20 protein-coding genes are annotated in these 24,968 nt (G+C 66.7%); 9 read left to right on the top strand and 11 right to left on the bottom strand.

Translation table 11 applies throughout. The features are described from left to right. Nucleotides 1-268: 268 nt before the first annotated feature. The 9 genes from V0R59_RS27645 (at nt 269) to V0R59_RS27605 (ending at nt 12,726) form a co-directional block, all read left to right on the top strand. Nucleotides 269-1,228: an AAA family ATPase gene (locus V0R59_RS27645; protein WP_064303528.1), complete on the top strand. Its 960-nt coding sequence runs from the start codon at nt 269-271 to the stop codon at nt 1,226-1,228. A 4-nt stretch (nt 1,229-1,232) separates the two neighbouring features. Continuing rightward, nucleotides 1,233-2,177 (top strand): DUF58 domain-containing protein, encoded by a 945-nt coding sequence (locus V0R59_RS27640; RefSeq protein WP_330077734.1) that lies wholly within the window; start codon nt 1,233-1,235, stop codon nt 2,175-2,177. Beyond that, nucleotides 2,174-2,668, top strand: a complete 495-nt coding sequence (locus V0R59_RS27635) for a DUF4381 domain-containing protein (protein ID WP_330077733.1) — start codon at nt 2,174-2,176, stop codon at nt 2,666-2,668. The genes V0R59_RS27640 and V0R59_RS27635 overlap by 4 nt, the downstream gene beginning before the upstream one ends. Next, the gene (locus tag V0R59_RS27630) at nt 2,661-3,749 is read left to right on the top strand and encodes a vWA domain-containing protein (protein ID WP_330077732.1); all 1,089 of its coding nucleotides are present in this window, start codon (nt 2,661-2,663) and stop codon (nt 3,747-3,749) included. Before V0R59_RS27635 ends, V0R59_RS27630 begins: the two co-directional genes overlap by 8 nt. After that, complete coding sequence (locus V0R59_RS27625) at nt 3,746-5,470, top strand: VWA domain-containing protein (RefSeq protein WP_330077731.1); 1,725 nt, start codon at nt 3,746-3,748, stop codon at nt 5,468-5,470. Before V0R59_RS27630 ends, V0R59_RS27625 begins: the two co-directional genes overlap by 4 nt. Next, nucleotides 5,467-7,086, top strand: a complete 1,620-nt coding sequence (locus V0R59_RS27620) for a BatD family protein (RefSeq protein WP_330077730.1) — start codon at nt 5,467-5,469, stop codon at nt 7,084-7,086. The genes V0R59_RS27625 and V0R59_RS27620 overlap by 4 nt, the downstream gene beginning before the upstream one ends. 170 nt (nt 7,087-7,256) lie before the next feature. Continuing rightward, nucleotides 7,257-8,498, top strand: coding sequence for an exonuclease SbcCD subunit D C-terminal domain-containing protein (locus V0R59_RS27615; protein ID WP_330077729.1), 1,242 nt, complete (start codon nt 7,257-7,259; stop codon nt 8,496-8,498). Continuing rightward, nucleotides 8,495-12,142: an AAA family ATPase gene (locus tag V0R59_RS27610; RefSeq protein ID WP_330077728.1), complete on the top strand. Its 3,648-nt coding sequence runs from the start codon at nt 8,495-8,497 to the stop codon at nt 12,140-12,142. The genes V0R59_RS27615 and V0R59_RS27610 overlap by 4 nt, the downstream gene beginning before the upstream one ends. Next, the gene (locus V0R59_RS27605) at nt 12,139-12,726 is read left to right on the top strand and encodes a glutathione S-transferase (protein ID WP_330077727.1); all 588 of its coding nucleotides are present in this window, start codon (nt 12,139-12,141) and stop codon (nt 12,724-12,726) included. The genes V0R59_RS27610 and V0R59_RS27605 overlap by 4 nt, the downstream gene beginning before the upstream one ends. A gap of 111 nt (nt 12,727-12,837) precedes the next feature. On the opposite strand, the gene V0R59_RS27600 is transcribed toward V0R59_RS27605, so the two are convergent. The 11 genes from V0R59_RS27600 to V0R59_RS27550 form a co-directional block, all read right to left on the bottom strand. Continuing rightward, nucleotides 12,838-13,017, bottom strand: coding sequence for a hypothetical protein (locus tag V0R59_RS27600; RefSeq protein WP_330077726.1), 180 nt, complete (start codon nt 13,015-13,017; stop codon nt 12,838-12,840). 118 nt (nt 13,018-13,135) lie between these two features. Continuing rightward, a complete protein-coding gene (locus V0R59_RS27595; protein WP_330077725.1) occupies nt 13,136-14,230 on the bottom strand; it encodes a lactonase family protein in 1,095 nt (364 codons plus the stop codon). Next, nucleotides 14,199-14,492 carry a DUF5629 family protein gene (locus tag V0R59_RS27590; protein ID WP_330077724.1) on the bottom strand — a complete coding sequence of 98 codons (294 nt, stop codon included), beginning with the start codon at nt 14,490-14,492 and terminating at the stop codon, nt 14,199-14,201. The genes V0R59_RS27595 and V0R59_RS27590 overlap by 32 nt, the downstream gene beginning before the upstream one ends. A 99-nt stretch (nt 14,493-14,591) precedes the next feature. Beyond that, nucleotides 14,592-16,967: an efflux RND transporter permease subunit gene (locus tag V0R59_RS27585; protein ID WP_330077723.1), complete on the bottom strand. Its 2,376-nt coding sequence runs from the start codon at nt 16,965-16,967 to the stop codon at nt 14,592-14,594. Between the two features lie 20 nt (nt 16,968-16,987). After that, on the bottom strand, nt 16,988-17,959 hold the full coding sequence (locus V0R59_RS27580) for a WD40/YVTN/BNR-like repeat-containing protein (protein WP_330077736.1): 972 nt from the start codon (nt 17,957-17,959) through the stop codon (nt 16,988-16,990). A 457-nt stretch (nt 17,960-18,416) separates the two neighbouring features. After that, a complete protein-coding gene (gene pepN, locus V0R59_RS27575; protein WP_330077722.1) occupies nt 18,417-21,074 on the bottom strand; it encodes an aminopeptidase N in 2,658 nt (885 codons plus the stop codon). Nucleotides 21,075-21,101: 27 nt separating this feature from the next. Continuing rightward, nucleotides 21,102-21,932 (bottom strand): DUF2797 domain-containing protein, encoded by an 831-nt coding sequence (locus tag V0R59_RS27570; protein WP_330077721.1) that lies wholly within the window; start codon nt 21,930-21,932, stop codon nt 21,102-21,104. Next, a complete protein-coding gene (locus V0R59_RS27565) occupies nt 21,929-22,189 on the bottom strand; it encodes a YeaC family protein (protein WP_330077720.1) in 261 nt (86 codons plus the stop codon). Before V0R59_RS27565 ends, V0R59_RS27570 begins: the two co-directional genes overlap by 4 nt. A gap of 13 nt (nt 22,190-22,202) precedes the next feature. After that, a complete protein-coding gene (locus V0R59_RS27560) occupies nt 22,203-23,078 on the bottom strand; it encodes a rhomboid family intramembrane serine protease (protein WP_330077719.1) in 876 nt (291 codons plus the stop codon). Beyond that, a complete protein-coding gene (locus V0R59_RS27555; protein WP_330077718.1) occupies nt 23,075-24,046 on the bottom strand; it encodes a metallophosphoesterase in 972 nt (323 codons plus the stop codon). The genes V0R59_RS27560 and V0R59_RS27555 overlap by 4 nt, the downstream gene beginning before the upstream one ends. Beyond that, on the bottom strand, nt 24,046-24,936 hold the full coding sequence (locus V0R59_RS27550) for an NAD(+) kinase (protein WP_330077717.1): 891 nt from the start codon (nt 24,934-24,936) through the stop codon (nt 24,046-24,048). The genes V0R59_RS27555 and V0R59_RS27550 overlap by 1 nt, the downstream gene beginning before the upstream one ends. Between the last annotated feature and the right edge of the window lie 32 nt (nt 24,937-24,968).

Below are 24,968 nucleotides of genomic sequence, written 5' to 3'. Positions count from 1 at the left end.
AAAAGTATAAACAACAACACGCGTACCCGGTGGGCGGGGGTCCCCCCGCTTTTGCGGCGGTGAATCCGCCACCGCAATCGGGGGTGACCCCGCTCCCACAGGGTACGCATCAGGTTTCGAATGCTGCGGTTTGACGCCAGAAATCCGCCCCGCCCCCGTAAAAGATTTCCCCCGTACCGTTAGTCGCCACCCCCCCGGATGGATTAAAGTATCAGCCCCTGTCCGGGCGCTGCATGCCGCCCCGGGCGCCACTCCAGGAAACGTCACGATGGAACACCGTGAAGCGCTGATCGCGCTGCGCACCTTTCTTTCCACCCAGATCCTCGGCCAGGAAAAACTGGTCGAACGTCTGCTCATCGTGCTCCTGGCCGACGGCCACATGCTGGTCGAAGGCGCTCCCGGCCTGGCCAAGACCAAGGCCATCAAGGAACTGGCCGACGGTATCGAGGCCCAGTTCCACCGCATCCAGTTCACCCCCGACCTGCTTCCGGCGGACATCACCGGCACCGAGATCTATCGTCCGGAAACCGGCAGCTTCGTCTTCCAGCAAGGCCCGATCTTCCACAACCTGGTGCTGGCCGACGAAATCAACCGCGCCCCGGCCAAGGTCCAGTCGGCCCTGCTCGAAGCCATGGCCGAGCGCCAGGTCAGCGTCGGCCGCAGCACCTACGAGCTGTCGCCGCTGTTCCTGGTGATGGCCACGCAGAACCCCATCGAGCAGGAAGGCACCTACCCGCTGCCGGAAGCCCAGCTCGACCGTTTCCTGATGCACGTGAAGATCGGCTTCCCGGATGCCGCCGTGGAGCGTCGCATCCTGTCGCAGGCCCGTGGCGAAGCCCTCAATGGCGAAACCAAGCCCGAGCGCCGGGTCAGCCAGCAGGCGATCTTCGCCGCGCGCAAGGAGATCCTCGGCCTGTACATGGCCGACGCGGTGGAGGAATACCTGGTGCAGTTGGTCATGGCCACGCGCAACGGCGCCAAGTACGACGCCGAGCTGGGCGACTGGATCGCCTACGGCGCCAGCCCACGCGGTTCCATCGCCCTCGACCGCTGCGCCCGTGCCCACGCCTGGCTGGCCGGCCGCGACTTCGTCAGCCCCGAAGACATCCAGGCGGTGCTGTTCGACGTGCTGCGCCACCGCATCATCCTGTCGTTCGAGGCGGAAGCCGCCGGCATCGACCAGGACCGGGTGATCCAGCGCATCCTCGACGTCGTCGCCGTCGCCTGACCCCATGCCCAGTCAACTGTTGGCCGCTCCCGGCATCCGCGTCAGCCTCGCCGAGCTGATCGAGATGCGCCACCGGGTGCGCGAGGTCCGTATCTTCTCCGCGCCCGGCCAGCGCAGCCCGCTGGTGGGCCTGCACCACTCGCGGCTGCGCGGGCGCGGCGTGGACTTCGACCAGGTGCGCGTGTACCAGGCCGGCGACGATGTGCGCAACATCGACTGGCGGGTCACCGCACGCACCCAGGAGCCCCACACCAAGCTGTTCCATGAAGAACGCGAGCGGCCGATCTTCATCATGGTCGAGCAGAGCCGCCGGCTGTTCTTCGGCTCGGGGCTGATGTTCAAGTCGGTGCTCGCCGCCCAGGCCGCGGCGCTGTTCGGCTGGGCCGCACTGGGCCACAACGACCGCATCGGCGGGCTGGTGTTCGGCGACAACGAGCACCACGAGATCAAGCCGCGCCGCAGCAAGCAGAGCCTGCTGCAACTGCTCAACCGCCTGACCCGGGCCAACCAGGCCCTGCACACCGAGGCCGTGCCCCAGGGCGACAACCTCGGCACCGCCCTGCGCCGCGCCCGCGAGGTACTGCGCCCGGGCAGCCTGGCAATCATCCTCTGCGACGAACGCGCGCTGAATCCCGGCGTCGAGCAGCAACTGAGCCTGCTCTCGCGGCATTGCGACCTGCTCCTGCTGCCGCTCTCCGATCCCCTCGACCACGCCCTGCCCGCCGCCGGCCTGCTGCGGTTCGCCCAGCGCGGCGCGCAACTGGAGCTGGACACCCTCGACAGCAACCTGCGCCAGAGCTACCGCCAGCAGAGCGAGGCCCGCATCGAGCGCTGGGAAATGCTCGCGCAGAAGCTGCGGGTGGTGCTGATGCCGCTGAGCACCCAGAGCGAAATGATCGAGCAGCTGCGCGAGTACCTCGATCCGCAACGGGCGGGCAAGCCACGATGAATCCCCTGGCGCAACTGCAACCGCTGATCGCCCCGCCGCCGATCAGCGCCTGGCCGCCGGCTCCGGGCTGGTGGGCGCTGCTGCTGATCCTGCCGTTGCTCGGCTGGGGCGCCTGGCGCCTGCGCCACTGGCGACCGCGCCAGGCCCCGCTGCCGCGGGCGGAACAGCCGCTGGACCCGATCCGCGTCGCCGCCCTCGCCGAACTGGCGCAACTGCCCAAGCCCTACGACGGTGCCCCGGCCGGCGCCTGGCTGCAGCAGATCAATGCCCTGCTCAAGCGCCTGTGCCGCAACCATTACCCGGACAGCCACAGCCATACCCTCAATGGCCGCCAATGGCTGGCCTTTCTCGACAACCGCTGCCCGGCCGCCGGGCTGACCCGCTGGATGGTCCTGGTGGAAGGCACCTACAAGCCCGAATGCCGCCTCGACGACAAGGCCATCGCCGGACTCAACCAGGCGGTCGAAACCTGGATCCGCAAGCATGTTTGAACTGGCCTGGCCGTGGATCTTCGTGCTGTTGCCGCTGCCATGGCTGGCGCGCCTGCTGCTGCCGGCGGCGGACAGCGGCGAGCCGGTGCTCAAGGTCAGCTTCCTCGACGAGCTGGAAGGCCTGGCCGGGCGCCGCGCCCGCCTGAACCTGCCGACCCTGCGCCAGCAGGCGCCGTTCGTGCTGGTCTGGTTGCTGCTGCTGTGCGCCGCCGCCCGCCCGCAGTGGCTGGGCGAACCGCTACCGGTGGCCGCCAGCGGCCGCGATCTGCTGGTGGCGGTGGACGTGTCCGGCTCCATGGACTTCCCCGACATGAGCTGGGACGGTGAAGAGGTCAGCCGCCTGTCGCTGGTCAAGGACCTGCTCGGCGACTTCCTGCAGCAGCGCGAAGGCGACCGCGTCGGCCTGATCCTGTTCGGCAGCCAGGCCTACCTGCAGGCGCCGCTGACCTTCGACCGGCGCACCGTGCGCAACTTCCTCGACGACGCGCAGATCGGCATCGCCGGCAAGAACACCGCGATCGGCGACGCCATTGGCCTGGCGGTGAAACGCCTGCGCCAGCGCCCCACCGACAGCCGCGTGCTGATCCTGGTCACCGACGGGGCCAACAACGGCGGGCAGATCCACCCGCTGACCGCCGCGCGCCTGGCCGCCCAGGAAAGCATCCGCATCTACACCATCGGCATCGGCGCCAGCGCCGAGGAAAGCGGCACGGTGGGCCAGCTCGGCCTCAACCCGAGCCTGGACCTCGACGAAGCCTCGCTGCGCGAGATCGCCCAGATCACCCATGGCGAATACTTCCGCGCCCGCGACGGTGCCGAGCTCAAGGCCATCGGCAACACCCTCGACCTGCTCGAACCGGTGGAACAGCAACCGACCCAGGCCCGCACCGCCGAGCCCCTGTACGCCTGGCCGCTGGCCGCGGCGCTGCTGCTGAGCATCGCCCTGGTGATCCGCGAGCGCTGGCCCGACCACCTGCTGCAACGCCTGCTCCAGCGCCTGTTGCGCCGCCCCGACTTCCTCCAGCCGCACCCGGAATGGCGCCAGCGCCTCAAGCGCCTGCGCCTGAGGAGACGTCGATGAGCGACCTGCTGCCGCACTTCATGCGTCCGCTGTGGCTGCTCCTGCTGCCGCTGTTCGGCTGGCTGCTGTGGAAACTCTGGCACCGGCAGAAACGTGCCGGGCGCTGGCAGATGATCCTGCCGCCGGCCTTCCATGGCGTGCTGCTCGGCGGTGGCAGCGGCCACGACAGCAAGCTGCCCTGGGTGGCCCTCGGCCTGGCCTGGCTGCTCGGCGTGCTGGCCCTGATCGGCCCGAGCTGGGAGCGCCTGGAAGAAACCCGCCAGCGCCCGGCCGACCCGTTGGTGATCCTGCTCGAACTGACCCCGGCGATGATGGCCGAAGACACCCCACCGACCCGCCTGGAACAGGCGCGGCGCAAGATCCTCGACCTGCTCGAACACCGCCGCGACAGCCAGACCGCCATCGTCGTCTACGCCGGCAGCGCCCACACCCTGGTGCCGCTGTCGGACGACCTCGGCACCAGCCGCAACCTGCTGGAAGCGCTGGAGCCGGGCATCATGCCGCAACCCGGGCAACGCGCCGACCTCGCCGTGCGCAAGGGCCGTGCCCTGCTCGCCCAGGGCGCCCTGGGCCAGGGGCGGCTGCTGCTGATCGCCTCGGCGCTGAATGACGAGGAACGCCAAGGCATCGACCAGGCCCTGGGCCGCAACGGCCCGGAACTGCTGATGCTCGGCGTCGGCAGCGCCGAAGGCGCGCCGGTCAAGCAGGCCAATGGCGAACTGCTCAAGGACGCCGACGGCAACATCCTCATGCCGCGGCTGGACAGCTCCAGCCTCAAGCGTTTCGTCGCCGAGTTCGGTGGCCGCTACCGCCACGCCCGCATCGACGACCTCGACCTGCGTGGCCTGGGCCTTTTCGACCAGCCCAAGGCACTGACCCACGACGGCCAGACCGTGCAGCTGGATACCTGGGCCGACCAGGGCTACTGGCTGCTGCTGCCGCTGCTGTTGCTCGCCGCCTGCGCCGGACGGCGTGGCTGGCTGTTCTGCCTGCCGCTATTGTTCTGTTTGCCGCAGCCGTCGTACGCCTTCGAATTCAGCGACCTGTGGCGACGCCCCGACCAGCAGGGCCAGCACCTGCTGGAAAAACGCCGTCCGGCGGAGGCGGCAAAGCACTTCCAGGACCCGCAATGGAAAGGCTGGGCCCTCTACGAAGCCGGCGATTTCACCGGCGCGGCGCGCCAGTTCGCCCTCGACGACAGTGCCGCTGGCCACTACAACCGCGGCAATGCACTGGCCCGTGGCGGTGAGCTGGAGGCCGCGCTGGATGCCTACGAGGAAGCCCTGGAGCGCCAGCCCGACCTGCAGCCGGCGCTGACCAACAAGGCCCTGGTGGAACAACTGCTGCAACAACGCAAGCAGGAACAGACGCCGCCGCCCGAGGAACCGGAGCAGGACAACCCGCAGCAACCGGGCCAGCCGATTCCCGGCGACAACAGCGACAACCAGCAGCAGAGCAACGAGCAGAATGAAGCGGGAAAGCCCGGCGAAGAGCCCGGGGAAACCCAGGAGCAGAACACCACCCAGGCGCCGCAGACTGCCAACGGCGATGACGACGAATCCGTCACCCAGCCGCCGCAGCGCCCCACCGGCAGCACCCTGGACGCCGAACAGCGCCAGGCCCTGGAACAATGGCTGCGGCAGATTCCGGACAATCCATCACAATTGCTGCGGCGCAAGTTCTGGTACGAACAGCAACAACTTCAGGAACCCCATCGATGAGCCGCGTCTGCGCCTTCGTCTTCTGTCTTTTCTTCGCCCTGCAGGCCCAGGCCCAGGGGCTGCTGGCCAGTGTCGACCGCAGCCAGCTGAGCACCGCGGAAACCCTGGAGCTGACCCTGGAAATCCGCGACGTCACCCAGTTCGGCAAGCCGGACCTGACGCCGCTGCAGGCCGATTTCGAAGTGCGTGGCACCCGTCAGCTCAACAGCCTTAACACCCTCGACGGGCAGAACGAAGCCACCACCCGCTGGGTCGTGACGCTGATGCCGCGCCGCGCCGGCACCCTGGAAATCCCCGCGCTGCACCTGGGCGAACTGCACAGCGAGCCGATCCAGCTGCAGGTCCAGGTAGCCGAAGACACCCCGGTCACCCTGCTCGCCCCTGTGTTCGTCGAGGCCAGCCTCGACCAGAACAGCGTCTACGTGCAGGCCCAGGCCGTGCTGACCCTGCGCATCTACCACTCGGTGTCGCTGTACGACGACAGCAGCCTCAGCCCGTTGCAACTGGACGGGGTGAAGATCGAGCCGCTGGGCGAGTCGCGCACCTACGAGAAGCTGATCAACGGCATCCGCCATGGCGTCATCGAGATGCGCTACGCCCTGTACCCGCAGCAGAGCGGCACGGTCACGGTGCCGTCGCTGACCTTCAGCGCCACCAGCGCCGGGGCTGACAGCGACAGCCCCAATGCAGCCGGCAACAGCCAGGTGCGGGTGAGTTCGCGGGAGCTGCCCTTGCAGGTCAAGCCGATTCCCGCCGGCTATCCGGCCGGGGCGCCGTGGCTGCCAGCACGCAGCGTGACCCTGGAAGAACACTGGAGCCCCGACCCGGGCCAGGGTCCGATCCAGATCGGTGATTCGCTGACCCGCGGTGTCACGATCAAGGCCGAGGGTTTGTCCAGCACCCAGCTGACCCCGCTGCCCGCCACCGAGATCGCCGGCCTGCGGCGTTATCCGGACCAGCCGCAACTGCGCAACCAGATCGACGAGCGTGGCCTGATCGGCAGTCGCGAGGAACGCGAAGCGCTGGTGCCGACCCACAGCGGCGACCTGGAACTGCCGAGCCTGGAAATCGCCTGGTGGAACACCCGCGAGGACCACCTGGAACACAGCAGCCTGCCGGCCCATCGCCTGAGCGTGCAGGACAACCCGGCGCTGAGCGCGGAGACGCCGAGCGTGACCACGGACCGGGGCACTGCGCTGCTCTGGCCGTGGCAGTTGAGCACCCTGATCCTGGCGCTGACCACCCTGGCCGGCTTCGCCCTGTGGTGGCGCGCCCGTTCCCAGCCGGCGGTGGCGCGGGCGATCCAGGCCGGACCGAGCCCGCGCACCCTGCTCGACGACCTCAAGCGCGCCTGCCAGGCCAACGACCCGCAGGCCACGCGCCAGGCCCTGGACGCCTGGGCCCGGCAGCAGCCGCAGACCCTGGCGGACATGGCGGCGCGCTTCGTGCCCTTGTCGGATGCGCTGGACGGGCTGAACAGCGCGCTGTACAGCGAAGCCGGGCAGTACTGGCAGGGCGAGGACCTGTGGCGGGCGATCAGCACCATCCCGGCGGCGGAACAGGCGCAGCCGGCCCAGGGCGAAAACACCAGCCTGCCGCCGCTCTATCCAAAATAGTTCCTGCGCCGCGAACCCTGTAGGAGCGGGTTCACCCGCGATTGCGTCGGTGAATTCACTGGCGCAATCGCGGGTAAACCCGCTCCCACAGGGTCCCATATCCAGTTCAAAGTCCCTGCATTCAGGTACCATTACCGGTTTTCCATCCTGCCCCCGTCACAGGACATCCCATGCGTCTGTTTCACACCTCCGACTGGCACCTGGGGCAAACCCTCCATGGCCAGGAGCGCGATTTCGAACATGCCTGCTTCCTCGACTGGCTGCTCGGCCAGCTGAAGCTGCGCCAGCCCGATGCCCTGCTGATCGCCGGGGATATCTTCGACACCGTGAACCCGCCGGTAAAAGCTCAGGAACAGCTGTACAACTTCATCGTCCAGGCCCACGAGCAACAGCCGGCCCTGACCATCGTGATGATCGCCGGCAACCACGACTCCGGCTCGCGCATCGAACTGCCCGGCCCGCTCATGCGCAGCCTGCGCACCCATGCCCTCGGCCGCGTGCAATGGCTGGACGAAGGCCTGCTGGACAGCGAGCGCCTGCTCATCCCCCTGACCAACGCCAAGGGCAAGGTCCATGGCTGGTGCCTGGCCCTGCCCTTCCTGCGCCCGGCGGAAGTCACAGGCGCCGTGCTGGGCGACGACTACCTGCGGGGAATCGCCCAGGTCCACGAGAAACTCATCGCCGCCGCCCTGGCCAAGCGCGGGCCGAAGCAGGCGCTGATCGCCGTCAGCCATGCGCATATGGCCGGCGGCTCGGTGTCCGAGGACTCCGAACGCAGCCTGATCATCGGCAACGCCGAAGCCCTGCCGGCCAGCCTGTTCGGCGCCGACATCGGCTATGTCGCCCTCGGCCACCTACACAAGCCGCAGAAGGTCAACGGCGAGGAACGCATCCGCTACTGCGGCTCGCCGATCCCGCTGTCGTTCTCGGAAATCAACTATCCGCACCAGATCCTCGAAGTCGAGTTCAAGGGCGCCAGCCTGGTCAGCGTGGAAAGCCGCCGCGTGCCGCGGGCCGTGGCCCTGCAACGGGTGGGCCCGGCGCCGCTGGTGGAAGTCCTGGCCCAGCTCAACGAGCTGCCGGAACCCGATCTGCTCGCCGATGAGCAACGCCAGCCGTGGCTGGAAGTGCGCGTGCAACTGGACGAGCCCCAGCCCGACCTGCGCCAGCAGATCGAGGCCGCCCTGCAGGGCAAGGCCGTGCGCCTGGTGCGCATCGCCGCCGAATACGCCGGACGCGCCGGCGCCGAAGGCGACGACGACGAGCGCCTGATGGAACTCAGCCAGCTGCGCCCGGAAGACCTCTTCGCCCGCGCCTGGGAACAGGCCTACGGCAGCGTCGCCGACGAACGCACCCTGGCCGATTTCGCCCTGCTCCTGCAGGACGTCCAGCAAGAAGAGGAACCGGCATGAAGATCCTCGCCATCCGCCTGAAGAACCTCGCCTCGCTGGCGGGCCCCTTCGAAGTCGATTTCACCGCCGAACCACTGGCCAGCGCCGGCCTGTTCGCCATCACCGGCCCCACCGGCGCCGGCAAGAGCACCCTGCTCGACGCCCTGTGCCTGGCGCTGTTCGGCACGGTGCCGCGGCTGGACAATATCGGCCGGGAAACCAAGGTCCCCGACGCCGACGGCGAAATTCTCACCAACGACCCGCGCACCCTGCTGCGCCGTGGCACCGGCAGTGCCTTCGCCGAGGTGGACTTCGTCGGCATCGACGGCCACCGCTACCGCGCCCGCTGGGAAACCAACCGCGCCCGCGACAAAGCCAACGGCAAGCTGCAGGGCAGCCGTCAGAGCCTGCACGACCTGGACACCCAGCAACTGCTGAGCAACCAGAGCAAGCGCGAGTACGAACAGCTGATCGAGGCACGCCTGGGCCTCAACTTCGCCCAGTTCACCCGCGCGGTGATGCTGGCCCAGAGCGAGTTCAGCGCCTTCCTCAAGGCCGACGACAAGGAACGCAGCGAGCTGCTGGAAAAGCTCACCAACACGGCGATCTACAGCCAGCTGGGGCGCCGCGCCTTCATCAAGGCGCGGGAAGCCTCCGAGGCGCACAAGGCGCTGGAGCAGGAAGCCAGCGGCGTGCTGCCGATGTCCGAGGACGCCCGCACCGAACTCGACCAGCACCTCGCCGATGCCCAGCTGCAACTCAAGGACGAGCAGGCGCAACAGCGCCAGTTCGAACAGCAGCGCAACTGGCTCAACGAACTGCTGACCCTGCAACAACAGCAGCGCGCCGCTGCCGAGGCCCTGGCCAGTGCCCGCCAGGACTGGGAACAGCTGGCCGGAGAGCGCCTGAACCTGACCCGCCTGGAACAACTGGCGCCGCAGCGGCACCAGTTCGCCCGCCGCCAGGACGTGCTGAACCAGCTGACGCCGCTGGCCAGTGCCCTGGAACAGCAGCGCCGGCAACAGCTCGAACTGGGTGAGCGCCAGCAACACCTGGAGCAGGCCCTGGGCACGGCGCGCGAAGCCCTGGCCAGCGCCCGCGAACAACAGAACGACAACGCCCCGCGCCTGCGCCAGGCCTTCGAGATCCAGCACAGCCTGGCGCGCCTGGAGCAGGACCTGAACCGCGACCGCGAAGCCAGTGCCCAGGCGCAACAGGCCTGCAGCGACGCCCAGGGCCAGTTGGCCACGCTGGTCGAGCACCAGCAGCGCCATGAACAGTCCCTGGCGAGCATCGCCACGCAACTGGAACAGAGCGCCGGACTGGCCGACCTGGGTGACTCCTGGAACGCCTACCGCGGTCAGCTCCAGCAGGTGATGCTCACCGCCAATCGCCTGGCCAAGGGCCGCAAGGAATTGCCGGCGCTGCAGCAGCGCGCCGAGACCCAGGCTCGCCAGTGTGCGGAACTGCGCAACGGGCTGGAGCTGCTGTTCAAGGAAGCCGAGGCCGAGCCCCAGGCCCTGGCCGAGCAGATCGGCCTGCTGGGCACGCTGTTGCAGGACAACCGCAAGCTGCAACGCGGCTTCGAGTCCCTGAACCAGCTGTGGGACCGCCAGCAGAAAGTCGATAAAGACCTGCAAGCCCTCGGCGAACGCCAGCACGCCGCCCAGCAGCAACACAGCGAGCTGATGGCCGCCGGCCTGCAAGGCAAGCAGGACAAGATCGCCGCTGAACAGGCCCTGACCCTGACCCGCCAGTTGCTGGAACGCCAGCGCCTGGCCCGCAGCGCCAGCGTCGAGGAACTTCGCGCGCAACTGCAGGACGAGCAGCCCTGCCCGGTCTGCGGCAGCCTGGAGCACCCCTATCACCAGCCGGAAGCGCTGCTGGAAAACCTCGCCCGTCACGACCAGGACGAGGAAGCCAATGCCCAGCGTGCCGTCGACGAGCTGAACCAGAAGCTCGACGAACTGCGCTCGCAGCTCGGCAGCGTCAAGGGCCAGCTCAAGGAATACCAGCACCAGCAGGAACAACTGGCCGCCCAGCTCCAGGCCCTGGCCCCGGAACTCGAAGGCCATGCACTTTATCCACAGCTGGCCGAGCACGACGCCGGCGCCCGCAGCAAGTGGCTCGACCTGCAACTGCGTCGCCTCAATGACGATATCGCCCGCGATGAACAGCGCCAGGGCGCCCTGCTCAGCCTGCAACAGGACGCCGCGCGCCTGCAGCGCGAGCTGCAACAGGCCAGCGAGTCCAGCCAGCAGGCCACCCAGCAACTGAACCAGCAGCTGGACGCCCTGAACGCCGACGAGCAGCGGCTGCAACAGGACCTGGCGCCGTTCGAAAGCCTGCTGCCGGCGGAGATATTCAGCGCGCTGAAAGCGGATCCGGCGCCGACCTTCCTCGACCTCGACCAGCGCCTCGGCGCGCGCAAGCAACTGCTCGACCAGCAAAAGGACGAGCAGGAAGAACTGGCCGAACGTCTCAAGCAACGCGACAGCGGCGCAGCGAAGCAGCAGGAGCACCAGCGCGAGCTGGACAAGCTGCAACAGCAGCTGGCCGCCCTCGAAGCCCAGCAGCAACAGGCTCGTGAAGCCCTGGCCGGACTGATCGGCGAGCACCGCGATGCCGAGCACTGGCAGCAGCAACTGGAACAGGCGGTGGAACAGGCGCGCGCCGCCGAGGCCACGAGCAACCAGCACTTGCAGGAAACCCGCACCGAAGCCGCAGCCTTGGCCAGCGAACTGAAGGCACGCGAAGACCAGCACCAGGCCCTCGACCAGGAACGCCAGCAACTGGATGCCGCCATCGCGCAATGGCGCCAGGCCCATCCGGAGCTGGACGAACAGGGCCTGGACGCCCTGCTGGGCATGGACGACGAACAGGTCGTGCACCTGCGCCAGCGTCTGCAAGCGGCGGAAAAGGCTGTGGAACAGGCCGGCGTGCGGGTCCAGGAACGCGATGAGCGGGTGCAGCAGCACCAGGCACTGAACCTCAGCGAACGTTCTCTCGACGAACTGCAGGAGGCCCTGCTCGCCAGCCAGCAGCGCCTGGAGCAACACGAGCAGCAATGCGCCGAACTGCGCGCCCGCCAGGCCGAGGACCAGCGGCGCCAGCAGGCCAGCCAGAGCCTCGCCGAACGCATTGGCGCGGCGCGGGAAGACATGCTGCGCTGGGGTCGCCTCAACGACCTGATCGGTTCCGCCAGCGGCGACACCTTCCGCAAGATCGCCCAGGGCTACAACCTCGACCTGCTGGTGCACCACGCCAACCACCAGTTGCGCCAGCTGGTGAAGCGCTACCGCCTGAAACGCGGCGGCAGCCAGCTCGGCCTGCTGGTGCAGGACACCGAGATGGGTGACGAACTGCGCTCGGTGCATTCGCTGTCCGGCGGCGAGACCTTCCTGGTGTCCCTGGCGCTGGCCCTGGGCCTGGCGTCCATGGCGTCGAGCACCCTGCGCATCGAATCGCTGTTCATCGACGAAGGCTTCGGCAGCCTCGATCCGGAGTCGCTGCAACTGGCCATGGACGCCCTCGACGGCCTGCAGGCCCAAGGGCGCAAGGTCGGGGTGATCTCCCACGTGCAGGAAATGCACGAGCGGATCGGCGTGCAGATCCAGGTACGTCGCCAGGGCAATGGCCTGAGCAGCCTGGAGGTGAACGGGTGATCCTGTATTCGTTCCGCCGCTGCCCCTACGCCATGCGCGCCCGCCTGGCCCTGCGCTATGCCGGGGTGGCGGTGCGGATCGAGGAAGTCAGCCTGAAGGCCAAGCCGGCGCAGATGCTGGCGCTGTCGCCCAAGGGCACGGTGCCGGTGCTCGACCTGGGTGGGCGGGTGCTGGAGGAAAGCCTGGAGATCATGCGCTGGGCGCTGGACCAGCATGATCCGCAGGACTGGCGGCTACAGGGCGATCCGCGGATCGACGCACTGATCGCGCGCAACGATGGCGAGTTCAAGCTGCACCTGAACCACTACAAGTATGCCGAGCGCTATCCCGAGCATTCGCGGGAGCACTACCGGCAGCAGGCGGAGGTGATCCTGGCCGACCTGGAGCGGATGCTCGGCGAGCAGCAGTACCTGCTCGCCGAGCATCCAAGCCTGGCCGATGCCGCCTTGATGCCGTTTATCCGCCAGTTCGCCGGGGTCGAACCGCAGTGGTTCGCCGAGGCCCCCTATCCCAGGCTGAGGGCCTGGCTGCAGGGCTGGCTGGAATCGGAGCTGTTCAAGGCGATCATGGCCAAGCAATGCTGAAAGGCTTGACGCGGACCTTGTAGGAGCGGGTTCACCCGCGATTGCTGTAGTGAATTCACCATCGTCATCGCGGGTAAACCCGCTCCTACAAGGGCCGTATGCAGCCCGGAATCAATGCGAGATCTTGTGATCCAGCGCCGCATAGAAATTGGCACTCTGGCGCAGGTATTCAGTGGTGTAGCTCGGCGTAGCGGCCTTGCGCTCGCTCAGCTCGACATGGGCATTGGCGGCCTGGACCACGGAAGCGGAAATGGCGGACGCGGCGATCACGGGGAAGAGATTGAAGTTCATCGGTCTGGCCTCGAAAACGTTGAGTTGAACAGCCGTCTGGCTTGGGTCCAAAACTACGCCGCTGCCGCCACAGGGAAAAATTCATTGCACCAGTAACGACTATCGAGGCCATCGATAGTCAGTCGACGAACTTCAGGTCCGAAGGCGCGACCTGAGGGAATCGCTGCACCACCTCGCCCAGCCTGCCGCTGTCATGATCGCGGCGGATCACCACGATTTCAGCGCTTTTCTGGTTCGCCACCAGGACGAAGTCCTGCGTCGGATCGAGGGCGAACTCCCGGGGATGATCACCCTCCACCGAACGCCGCTGGACCTGCTTCAACCCGCCATCGACAGGATCGATGGCGAACACCACCAGCTCGTTGGCCGTACCGCGGTTGCTGACATAGAGGAAACGCCCGTCCGCCGAGGCATGCAGCGCAGCCGCGGCCCTGGCCCCGGGATCCTTGCTGTCGGTCAGGGGCACCGTGCCCCGCAGGGTCAAGCGCCCGTCCTGATAATCGAACAGCGCCACCGCCGCGCTCATTTCCAGGGTCAGCCAGGCGTGCCGGCCATCGGCGCTGAACAGCAAATGCCGCGGCCCGCTGCCCGGCGGCAACGCCACCGAACCGAAGACTTCCAGTGGCTGGACCTTGTCGCCGTCGTAGCGATAGGCGAAGACCCGGTCCGCCCCGAGGTCGCTGGCGAACACATAGCGACCATCCGGCGACGACACCATGGAATGCACGTGAGGCGTGGCCTGGCGCGCCCCATCGACCTTGCTCGCCGCATGCCGCACCTGCTGCACCGGCTCGCCCAGGCGGCCGTCCGCCAGCACCGGGAGCACGGCCAGATTGCCGCCCTCGGCATTGGAGCCGCCGTAGTTGGCGACGAACAGGAAACGCCCGTCATGGCTCAGGCTGCCGTGGGTCGGCTCGGCGCCGTCACTGCTCACCTGGTTCAACGCGCTTATTCCGTGCTGCCGATCAAGGCTGAACGCCGAGACCCGCCCCGGCGCCTGCTCGTTGACCGCAAACACCCGGCGAGCGTCCGCCGACAGGATCAGCCACGAGGCATTGGGCGTCGCCACCACCTGCAACGGCGGCGCCTGGATGCGCCCCTCGCTGAAGCGATAGCGATAAAGGCTGTCGCCGTAGCCACCCACCAGCAGTTCGTGGCCCTGCACGGTCATGCTCATGGCACTAACGATCAGCAGGCTCAGCAGCGCTTTCATCGTCGTCTTCATCGTCCTCCGAGGCTTTCAGCGCGCTCATGCACACCAGGCGATGCTCGCCGCTGTCGCCAGCAATCAGCCAGTCGCCGCCGTCGGCACGGGCCGCGTCGATCTGCGCCGGAGTGAAGGCCCAGCGCTTGAGCGCGCGGCCGTCCATGCATTCGAGGCGCAGGCCGTTGTCGTCATGGACGAAGTCGAAGGCGTGCAGGCCGTCGATCAGCAGCATGTCGCAGGCTTGCAGGGCTTGGGAAAGGGTGGTCATCGGGGAACTGCCATGGTCGAGGAAAGGCGCAATGATAGCCCAAATGCAACGCGGGCCTGACGTTGTGACGTCAGGCCCGCGGCAGGGTTCAGCGCAGGATCAGTGGGCGAAGATCGAGTTGCCCTTCTGCCCGGCGAGTTTCTCCGGCTTGATCAGGAAGCGCGCCAGCGCCGGCAGCAGCCACAGGGCACCGAACATGTTCCACAGGAGCATGAAGGTCAGCATCAGGCCCATGTCGGCCTGGAACTTGATGGCCGAGAAGATCCAGGTGCACACGCCGATGGCCAGGCACAGGCCGGTGAACAGCACGGCCTTGCCGGTGGAGCGCAGGGTCTCGTAATAGGCTTCCTGCAGCGGCAGGCCGGCACGCAGGAAACTCTCCAGGCGGCTGTAGATGTAGATGCCGTAGTCCACGCCGATGCCCACGCCCAGGGCCACCACCGGCAGGGTGGCGACCTTGACGCCGATGCCCATGAAGGCCATCAGGGCGTTGCCCAGCACCGAGGTCAGCACCAGCGGCAGGACGATGCACAGGGTCGCGGCGAACGAGCGGAAGGTGATCATGCACATCACCGCCACGCAGATGTAGACCAGGATCAGGATGGTCAGCTCGGCCGACTTGATCACGTCGTTGGTCGCCGCCTCGATGCCTGCGTTGCCGGCTGCCAGGAGGAACTCCAGCCCTTCGCGCTGGTGGGTGTCGGCGAAGGCCTTGGCCGCCTTGACCACGCCGTCGAGGGTCTCGGCCTTGTGGTCGTTGAGGAACACCAGCACCGGCGCCAGCGAGCAGTCGGCGTTGTACAGGCCGTCGGCACGGGACACCGAGGAGTTCAGCACTTCTGGGTTGCGCGACAGGCTTTCCCATTTCAGGTTGCCCTCGTTCATGCCCTTGATCATCTGCTTGGACACGGTCACCAGGGAAATCGCCGACTGCACGCCCGGCGTGTTCTGCATGGTCCACATCAGTTCGTCGATGGGCGCCATGGTCTGGTAGGCCGAGCAGCCTTCGCTCGGGGTCTTGACCATCACCACCAGCACGTCGGAACTGGTGGAGTAGTTGTCGATGATGAAGGCGTTGTCGTTGTTGTAGCGCGAGTCCGGACGCAGCTCCGGCGCGCCCTGGTCGAGGTCGCCGATCTTCAGGTTCTGGCTGTACCAGAGGCCGCCGCCGAAGGCCAGCAGGGCCAGGACGATGGACACCGGGGCCACCTTGGCACTGGCGAAGTTCGACAGCAGGCGCCAGAACGGGTGCTCGCAGGTCGCGTCGCGCTTGCTGCGCTCGATGGCCTTCTTGCTGATGCCGACATAGGAAATCGCCACCGGCAGCAGGATCAGGTTGGTGAAGACGATCACCGCCACACCGATGGAGGCGCCGATGGCCAGCTCGCGGATCACCCCGATATCGATGATCAGCAGGGTGATGAAGCCCACGGCGTCGGCAAGGATGGCGATCATCCCCGGCAGGAACAGCTGGCGGAAGGTCCGTCGTGCGGCGGTGAGGGCGTTGTCGGCGCCGCTGGATTGCAGGGCGATGCCGTTGATCTTCTGCACGCCGTGGGAAATGCCGATGGCGAAGATCAGGAACGGCACCAGCATCGAGTACGGGTCGATACCGAAGCCGACCACGTGCATCAGGCCCAGTTGCCAGACCACCGCCACCAAAGTGGTGATCAGCACCGCGACCGTACTGCGGATGCACCAGGTGAACCAGTACAGCAGCACCCAGGTGATGACGAAGGCGATGCCGAAGAAGCCCACCACCATCATCAGGCCGTCGATCAGGTCGCCGACCTTCTTGGCGAAGCCGACGATGTGGATCTTCACGTTGGGGTTCTGCGCCTGGTACTTGTCGCGGATCTTCTCCTCAAGCTGGTGGGAGAACTGCTGGTAGTCCAGCTTGACCTGCTTGCCCGGGTCCTGCGGGTCGGGGTAGGACTCCAGCAGCGGCACGTCGACGATGCTCGACTTGAAGTTGTTCCCCACCAGGCGACCGATCTGGCCGGACTTGAGCACGTTGTTGCGCAAGGCGTCGAGGCTGTCTTGCGAGCCGTTATAGGTGTTGGGGATCACCTCGCCGCCGGAGAAGCCTTCCTCGGTCACCTCGGTCCAGCGTACCGCCGGGCTCCACAGCGACTTCAGCGCGGAACGGTCGACCCCGGGAATGTAGAACACCTCGTCATGGATCTGCCGCAGCGTCTCCATGTAGTCCTTGTCGAAGATGTCGCCGTTGACCGCCTCCACCGAGATGCGCACGGTGTTGCCGAGGTTGGCCAGGTCGTTGCGGTGTTCGAGCATGTTCTGGATGAACGGATGCTCCAGCGGGATCATCTTCTCGAAGCTGGTGGACGGGCGGATCAGGGTCGCCTGCCAGAACAGGAAGACGCTGACCAGCAGGCAGATGGCGATCACTGCCGGACGGTTGTTGAAGATCAGGCGCTCCAGGGTGGTGGGCTTGTCCTGATGGTGCTGATTCATGCTGAACTGCTCCCGAACGGTCATGGTTGCGCCCTCTCGGCACCGGTGGTGGCGGCAAAGTGCGCGCCGCCCTGCCCCACCAGGATCAGGTTGCCGTCGGACAGGCTGCTGGCTCCAGCCAGCGCCAGGCGGTCGGCCCGGTTGAAGACGCTGAAGGTCACGCCGTCGTCGCTGCTGCGCAGGACGGTGCCGCCGTTGCCTACCAGTACCAGACTGCCATCATCGAGAAGCGTAGCGTTTGACAGGCCAAATTCGAGCGGACCACGCGCGGCTTGCAGTTCGACCTGCTGCCAGGTGTCGCCGAAATCGGTGGAGCGGTAGAGGTTGCCGCGCAGGCCGTAGACCAGCAGGGTCTGTGCTTTCGCGGTGCCGATCACGCCGAAGAACGAGCCCTCGTAGGGGCTGTCGAGCTTCTGCCAGGTCTGGCCGTCGTCGCTGGAGCGGTACATGGTGCCCGCCTCGCCGACGATGAACAGGCCGGCGTCCTTGACCCGGGTGATGCCGTTGAGGTGCAGTTGGTCGGGGTTGTCGAGACGCTCGCCGACGTCCTGCCAGTGCTGGCCGCCGTCGCTGGTTTCGAGCATGGCGCCGTAGGCGCCGATGGCCAGGCCGTGCTGCGGGCTGTCGAACCAGACGTCGAGCAGCGGCGCTTCGCGGGAGAGGTCTTCGAACTGCTTGGTCCAGGTGGCGCCGCCGTCGCTGCTGGCGAGGATCTGCGCGTCGTGGCCGACGGCCCAGCCGTGCCTGTCGTCGACGAAGGTGACGGCGGTGAGCAGTTGCCGGGTCGGCACCTTGGCCTGGGTCCAGGTCTTGCCCTGGTCGTCGGAGAAGAGGATATGGCCGCGTTCGCCGACCATGACCAGGCGTGCGCCAGCGTGAGTCACGTCGAGCAGCAGGCCCTTGTCGGCCTTGGTCGAGACGGTCGACCAGACTTCGGCTTCAGGTGCCGCGGCGGCGCTGGCCGCTTCGACGCTGTTGGTCCACAGGCCCATCGCCAGCAACAATGCCGCGCTGGCCGCCAGGGCCCATGGGCGTGCGCGATGGGCGCTGCCAGTACCCGCTGTTAGAGGTCCGGTCACAGATCTGTCCCCCGATTCTTGTTATTTGGGTCAATCCATCTGCAGGTACTGCGAAAAGCGTGTTCCAGAGCCCTGCAATAGCTGATGGCCATCCTATCGGGGTTTGCGAAGGGCTGACAACGAACGGGACGTTATCTTTTGTTATCGGAGGGGTGATGGGGTTGCTGGCTGCGCTGTCGCGCAGAGAACAGGTCCAAGAGCGACGCGGCCCCTGTAGGAGCGGGTTTACCCGCGATTACGGTAGTGGCATCACCGACGTAATCGCGGGTAAACCCGCTCCCACAGGGGCCAGTTAAATCAGTGAGTTATGCAGTGTTCCATGAGGGACCATCCCTGACAAAAAAGGCCGCTTTCGCGGCCTTCTCTCACCTCAGGCGAGGCTCTTGCTCACCACCTCGAACACATCGCTGGACAGCGATCCGGAATCGCGGATCCGCTGCAACTCGCCCTTCATCAACGCCTGACGCTTGTCGTCGTACTTGCGCCAACGGGTCAGCGGCGCCAGTTGCCGCGAGGCGATCTGCGGGTTCAGCGCGTTCAGTTCGATGACGATATCCGCCAGGAAGCGATAGCCCGAACCATCCGCCGCATGGAAGTTGACCAGGTTCTGCCCGGCAAAGGCACCGATCAGCGCCCGCACCTTGTTCGGGTTCTTCATGGTGAACGCCGGGTGCTCCATCAACGCCCGCACCCGTGCCAGCCCGCCCGGCAGGGTGCTTCCGGCCTGGACGCTGAACCATTGGTCCATGACCAGCGGGTTGTCCTTGAAGTGCTCGGCGAACGCCGCCAGGGCCTTGGCCCGCTCGGCTTCGAACGGCGAGTTGACCAGTACCGCCAGGGCGGTGAGGCGCTCGGTCATGTTGTCGCAGGCGTCGTATTGCTCCAGGGTCGCTTCGAGCACTTCCGGCTTGCCGCCGAGCATCAGGTACGACAGCACGATGTTCTGCAGGCCACGCCGGGCGAAGTGCTCGGCCTCGGCCACGTAGGCGGTCTGCCGCGAGGCGCTGCGGTTGGCCTGGTAACGCGCCCACAGGCCGTCGAACAGCTGCGTGGCCAGTTGCTTGCGGGCAAACTCGCGGGCGGCATGGATGGCATCGACATCGGCGACTTCGCTGATCTCGGTGAGGTAGGCCTCGCTCGGCAGCGAGAGCATCTCGGCGACCATGGCCTGGTCCAGCGAGTCGTTGCCCAGCACGCTGCCCAGGGCGCTGACCAGGCGTTGGTCGAGGACCAGCGGCTCGCCCTTCTGGTGCTGGCCGATCAGTTCCTGCAACACCTGCACCGACAGCTGCTGGCCGGCTTCCCAGCGGTTGAAGCCATCGCTGTCGTGCTGCATGAGGAACATCAGCTGGTCGCGATCGTACGGGAACGAAAGCTTGACCGGTGCGCTGAAGCCGCGCAGCAGCGACGGCAGCGGTTTCGCCGCGACATCGACGAAGGTGAAGGTCTGCTCGGCCTCGGTCACCGAGAGCACGCGGGACGTGCCGACGGCGGCGGCTTCGCCCTGCAGGCGCAGCGGCAGGTCGTTGCCCTGGGCATCCAGCAGGCCCAGTTCCACCGGGATCACGAACGGCTTCTTCTCTACCTTGTCCGGGGTTTCCGGGCAGCTCTGGCGGAAGGTCAGGCTGTAGGTCTGCGCGGCGGCATCATAGGCCTCGCTGACCGCCAGCCGCGGCGTGCCGGCCTGGCTGTACCAGCGCTTGAACTGGGTCAGGTCGACGCCGTTGGCGTCTTCCATGGCCTTGATGAAGTCGTCGCAGGTCACTGCCTGGCCGTCGTGACGCTCGAAGTACAGGTCGCTGCCCTTGCGGAAGCCCTCGGCACCCAGCAGGGTGCGGACCATGCGCACCACTTCCGAACCCTTCTCGTAGACGGTCAGGGTGTAGAAGTTGGAAATCTCAATGAAGCTGTCCGGGCGCACGGCGTGGGCCATGGGACCTGCATCTTCGGCGAACTGGTGGGTGCGCAGGTAGGCCACGTCCTCGATGCGCTTGACCGTGCGCGAGTTCATGTCGGCGCTGAACTCGGCGTCGCGGAACACGGTGAAGCCTTCCTTGAGCGACAGCTGGAACCAGTCGCGGCAGGTCACGCGGTTGCCCGACCAGTTGTGGAAGTATTCGTGGGCCACCACCGCCTCGACCCGCTGGTGCGCGGCGTCGGTGGCGGTCTCGGCGCGGGCCAGCACGCAACTGGAGTTGAAGATGTTCAGGCCCTTGTTTTCCATGGCGCCCATGTTGAAGTCGTTGACCGCGACGATCATGAAGATGTCCAGGTCGTACTCGCGGCCATAGACCTCTTCGTCCCAGCGCATGGACTTCTTCAGGCTGGTCATGGCGTGCTGGCACTTGTCGATGTTTTCCGGCTCGACATAGATGCGCAGGGTCACGTCACGGCCCGACTGGCGGGTGAAGGTGTCTTCGACGCACCACAGGTCGCCCGCCACCAGGGCGAACAGGTAGGCCGGTTTCTTGAACGGGTCTTCCCAGGTCGCCCAGTGCCGGCCGTCTTCCTGCGGGCCACTGCCCACCGGGTTGCCGTTGGAGAGCAGGACCGGGTAGCGGTGCTGTTCGGCGATCACCGTGGTGGTGAACGAACTCATCACGTCCGGGCGGTCGAGGTAATAGGTGATCTTGCGGAAGCCCTCGGCCTCGCACTGGGTGCAGAACATGCCGCTGGACTTGTACAGGCCTTCCAGCGCGGTGTTGCTTTCCGGGTGGATGCGCACGCTGGTGTCGACGGTGAACTGCGCGGCAGTCGGCTGCAGGGTCAGGTGGCTGTCGCCCAGGGTGTAGTCGCCGGCGGCCAGGGCCTGGTCGTCGAGGGCGACGCTGAGCAGCTCAAGCTGCTGGCCGTCCAGCACCAGCGGCGGCAGGCCGGCACCGCGCGCCGGGTTGCGGCGCATCACCAACTGGGCGTGGACCAGGGTGTGGTCCTCGAACAGCTCGAAGGTCAGGTGGGTTTCGTCGATCAGGTACTCGGGCGCCTGATAGTCCTTGAGGTAGATCACTTGCGGCTGTTCGGTACGCATGTGGCGGTCCTTTTGCTGATTCACGGCTTACTGATGCACGGCCAGTTGGTAGGCCGTGTACTTGCGAATGTTGATCACGCCGGTATCGAAGATCAGGTACTGGCCCTTGATGCCGAGCAGCGTGCCCTCGGCCACCGGGTTCTTGTCCAGGTTGAAGCTGACGATCTTGCCCGGGTAGGCCTCGACCGGATAGCGGATCTCCAGGGGCTGGCCATCGGTGAGCGGCTGGATCGCCTGCAGGCCGAAGCGCTCCTGGAGGATGCTGATGCCCTCGGCGCAACTGCCGAACAACTGGTCGCGCACGGCCACCAGGTCCACCGGCTCGGCGTCGCCCTTGAGCAGCGCGCGCCAGTTGGTGCGGTCGGCGACCTGACTGCGCAGCAGGTCTTCCACCAGTCCGGACTGCTGCCGGGTGGCGACCCGCAGGATCGGCAGGGCCTGGCTGGCGCCCTGGTCGAGCCAGCGGGTGGGCAACTGGCTGGCACGGGTGATGCCGACCTTGATCCCCGACGAGTTGGCCAGGTAGACCACATGATCGGTCATGCAGAACTGCTCGCCCCAGGACGGCTCGCGGCAGGTGCCGGCGTCGTAATGGCAGCGTTCGGGACTCATGATGCAGACATCGCACTGGGCCAGCCGGGTCATGCACGGGTAGCAGTAGCCCTGGCTGAAGCTGGTCTTGGTGCGCTTGCCGCAATGGCTGCAGTGGATGGCGCCCAGGTACTCCAGGCGCACGGTCTGGCCGATCATCGGGTTGACCGGTACTTCGACTTCATCCAGGCGGAAGGCGTATTGCACGACCGGCGTCTCGAGACGCGCGGCCATCTTGCGAATGGAACCACGGCCGACTTCGATCAATGGATCGCATCCGACTTGAACAGGATGTTCGGCACGGTGATGGACTTCGAGGCACATTCCTGCGGGCCCATGTAGCCGGTGCGCTGGTCCTCGGGCAGGTTCTGCATCTCCCAGGCGATCACCGCCTGCAGGGACAGTTCGCGCTGCTCGCTGGTGAGCTTGCGCCCGTCAGCCCATTTGCCGATTTCCACGGCCAGCTTCAGGCTCTCGTAGATTTCCGGGGTGATGTTTTCGATCATTTGCGCAAAAGTGGACATAGCGTCTCCCAAATCAAGCCGTCAGTTTACGCCGGGCCAGCGCCCCGCCCAAGAGCCCGCTCAGGCATCCGACCAACAACCCGCCGACGTGGGCGGCGTTGGCGATCTGGCCGAAGCCGAGCAGGCTGACCAGTCCGGACAGGCACAGCAGCAGCCAGACCAGCATCATCACCAGCACGCCCTTGGGCATGCGGTAGATCGGGCTGGGGGCCAGCCACTGGTACAGCCAGACATGCCCGAGCAAGCCGTACAGCACGCCGGACAGGCCGCCGAACAGGCTGGGCCCGCCGAACAGGTATTGCGCGGCGTTGGACACCACGCCGAACACCACCGTCAGCCCGAGCAGGCTGAAGGCGCCCTGGCGCCATTCGATGCGCCGCCCGAGCTCCCAGTACCAGAGGCCGTTCATGGCCAGGTGGAGGATGCCGAAATGCACCAGCATCGGCGTCAGCAGCCGCCACCATTGGCCGGCCTGCAGGCTGACCTCCAGCGGGGTGAAGTAGAGGTAGTCGCCCTTGACGTGGAAATCGAGGAAGGTCAGCCAGCGCAGGGTCTGGAAGTTCTCGCCGAGCCCGGTCAGGCCGGCCACCACCAGGGACAGCAGGAGCACCGCGGCGGTGGCCTTGCTGGCGCGCAGCTGCTCGGCCACGCCGGGACGCCGTGGCGCCTGTTCCGGCTCCGGAGCAGGCAGCAGCTGGGGGTCGATATCGCCGTCGGGGTGCAACTGGTACAGGCGCAGGGCCTGTTCGGCCCGCGATTCCTCGACCCAGAGCACCTGCGCGCCCGCTTCCTCGGTGACCCGGTGCGGCAATTGCAGGCGTCGCAGCAACTGGACGAAGCCGCTCAGGTCGGCGTTCAACGGCAGGCGCAGGATTTCAACCACGTTCATTGACTGGCCTCCGGCCGTTCCACGTCGACCCAGACGAACTTGCGCGGGTCGATGCGGGTTTCATCGTCGAGCCGGTAGGCCACCAGCTTGCCGTAGAGCACTGCACTGTAGTCCAGGCAGGCCAGGTTGGCGCGGATCGGCGCCGGCTTGCCGCTGCGCCAGTAGTGCCCGACGAACAGCAGCGGCTCGTCCTCGGCGTAGCGCAGCAAGGCGTTCTTCTGGCTGTGGCTGAGGGGCGCGCTGGCCACCTCGGCCGGTAGCGCATCGGGCTGGAACACGATGTCGCCGTAGGTCTGCGGGTCTTCCTCCCAGAACTTGGTGCGGAAGAAGGCCCGGGTCAGGCCGTCGCCGCCGGTCAGTGTGAGGCCGTCCGGCAGGCGCATGTCGGTGCCGCGCAGCAGGCGGTTGCAGGCCAGGTGGGCGAAGGTGTCGCTTTGCGCCGAGGCCTGGACGAAGGTTTCGTCGATGCGCCCGTCCGGATAGTGCTGGCGCAGCGTGTCGATCACCCGGCCATCCCAGCAGGCGTGGACCAGGCGGAAGCGCCCGGCATCGACGAACAGCGGCAACTGGTAGAACCAGCCGAGGAAGTCGTGCCAGTCGCCGGGGTGGTCGGCGAACTGGGTCAGGGTCTCGTCGATCAGCCGGGCGTGGCGCGGGGTGTGCTCGCGGACGAAGGTCTTGCCGCTGCCGGCCGGCGCCGGGGTGGTCCAGCCGAGAGCGTTGTATTCATGGTTGCCCATGATGCAATGGGCCTGGCCGGCCTCGACCATGTCATGGACGATATGCAGGGCCTCGCGAATGCGCGGGCCGCGGTCGATGATATCGCCAAGGAACAGGGCCTGGCGCTGGGCGTGCCGCCACACCCCACCCTGGCGCTTGTAGCCGAGGGCGTCGAGCAGGCGTTCGAGGGTGTGGGCACATCCGTGTACATCGCCGATCAGGTCGAAACTGCGCGCGGGATCGAGCATCAGTCGCCTCCACCACCCAGGCGGCTGCCCCAGCCGAGCTTGGTCCGGCAGACCTCGTAGTAATTGTGGTCCAGCGGATGGATCAGGCGCAGCTTCTGCGGTTTCTTGTTCACCGTGATGGTGTCGCCGGGGGCGCAGGTGAAGTGGTTCTGGCCGTCACAGGAGACCTGTGGATAGATGGTCATGTCCTGGGACACGACGATCTTCAGCTCGCTGTTGCCGTCCACCACGATCGGCCGCCCGGACAGGGTGTGCGGGTACATCGGCACGATGACGATGGCGTCCAGCTTGGGATGCATGATCGGCCCGCCGGCGGACAGCGCGTAGGCGGTGGAGCCGGTCGGGGTGGCGACGATCAGGCCGTCGGCCTTCTGGCTGCAGACGAACTGGCCGTCGATGTAGATCTCGAACTCGATCATCCGCGTCGACTTGCCCGGGTGCAGGACCACGTCGTTGAGGGCGTCGCCCTGGCCGATGGCCTCGCCATGGCGGCGCACCTCGGCCTGGAGCAGGAAGCGGTTTTCCACCAGGTAGTGGCCGTCGAGCACTTCGGCGACCTTCACTTCCAGCTCGTCGGGACGGATATCGGTGAGGAAGCCCAGGCTGCCGCGGTTGATCCCCAGCACCGGGATGTTGTGCCGGGCCAGGGCGCGGGCGGCGCCGAGCAGGCTGCCGTCGCCGCCGACCACGATGACCAGGTCGCAGACCTCGCCCAGCAGCTTGCGCGAGGAGGTCTGCAGGCCGTGGCCGGGCAGGACTTCGGCGATGGTGTCTTCGAGGATGACGTGCAGGTGCCGTTCCAGCAGGAATTTTTTCAGTCGGCGGATGGTATCGAGTACCTGTGAGCTGCCGAGGCGGCCGATGATACCGATATTGCGAAATTGCTCCATGGGGCTCCTGCTAAGGCTTTGCGACATAGGTA

Source organism: Pseudomonas ulcerans (genome assembly GCF_036324125.1).
GTDB lineage: Bacteria > Pseudomonadota > Gammaproteobacteria > Pseudomonadales > Pseudomonadaceae > Aquipseudomonas > Aquipseudomonas ulcerans.
Note: the sequence above shows the minus strand (reverse complement) of the source record. Positions and strands in the feature narration are given on the sequence as shown.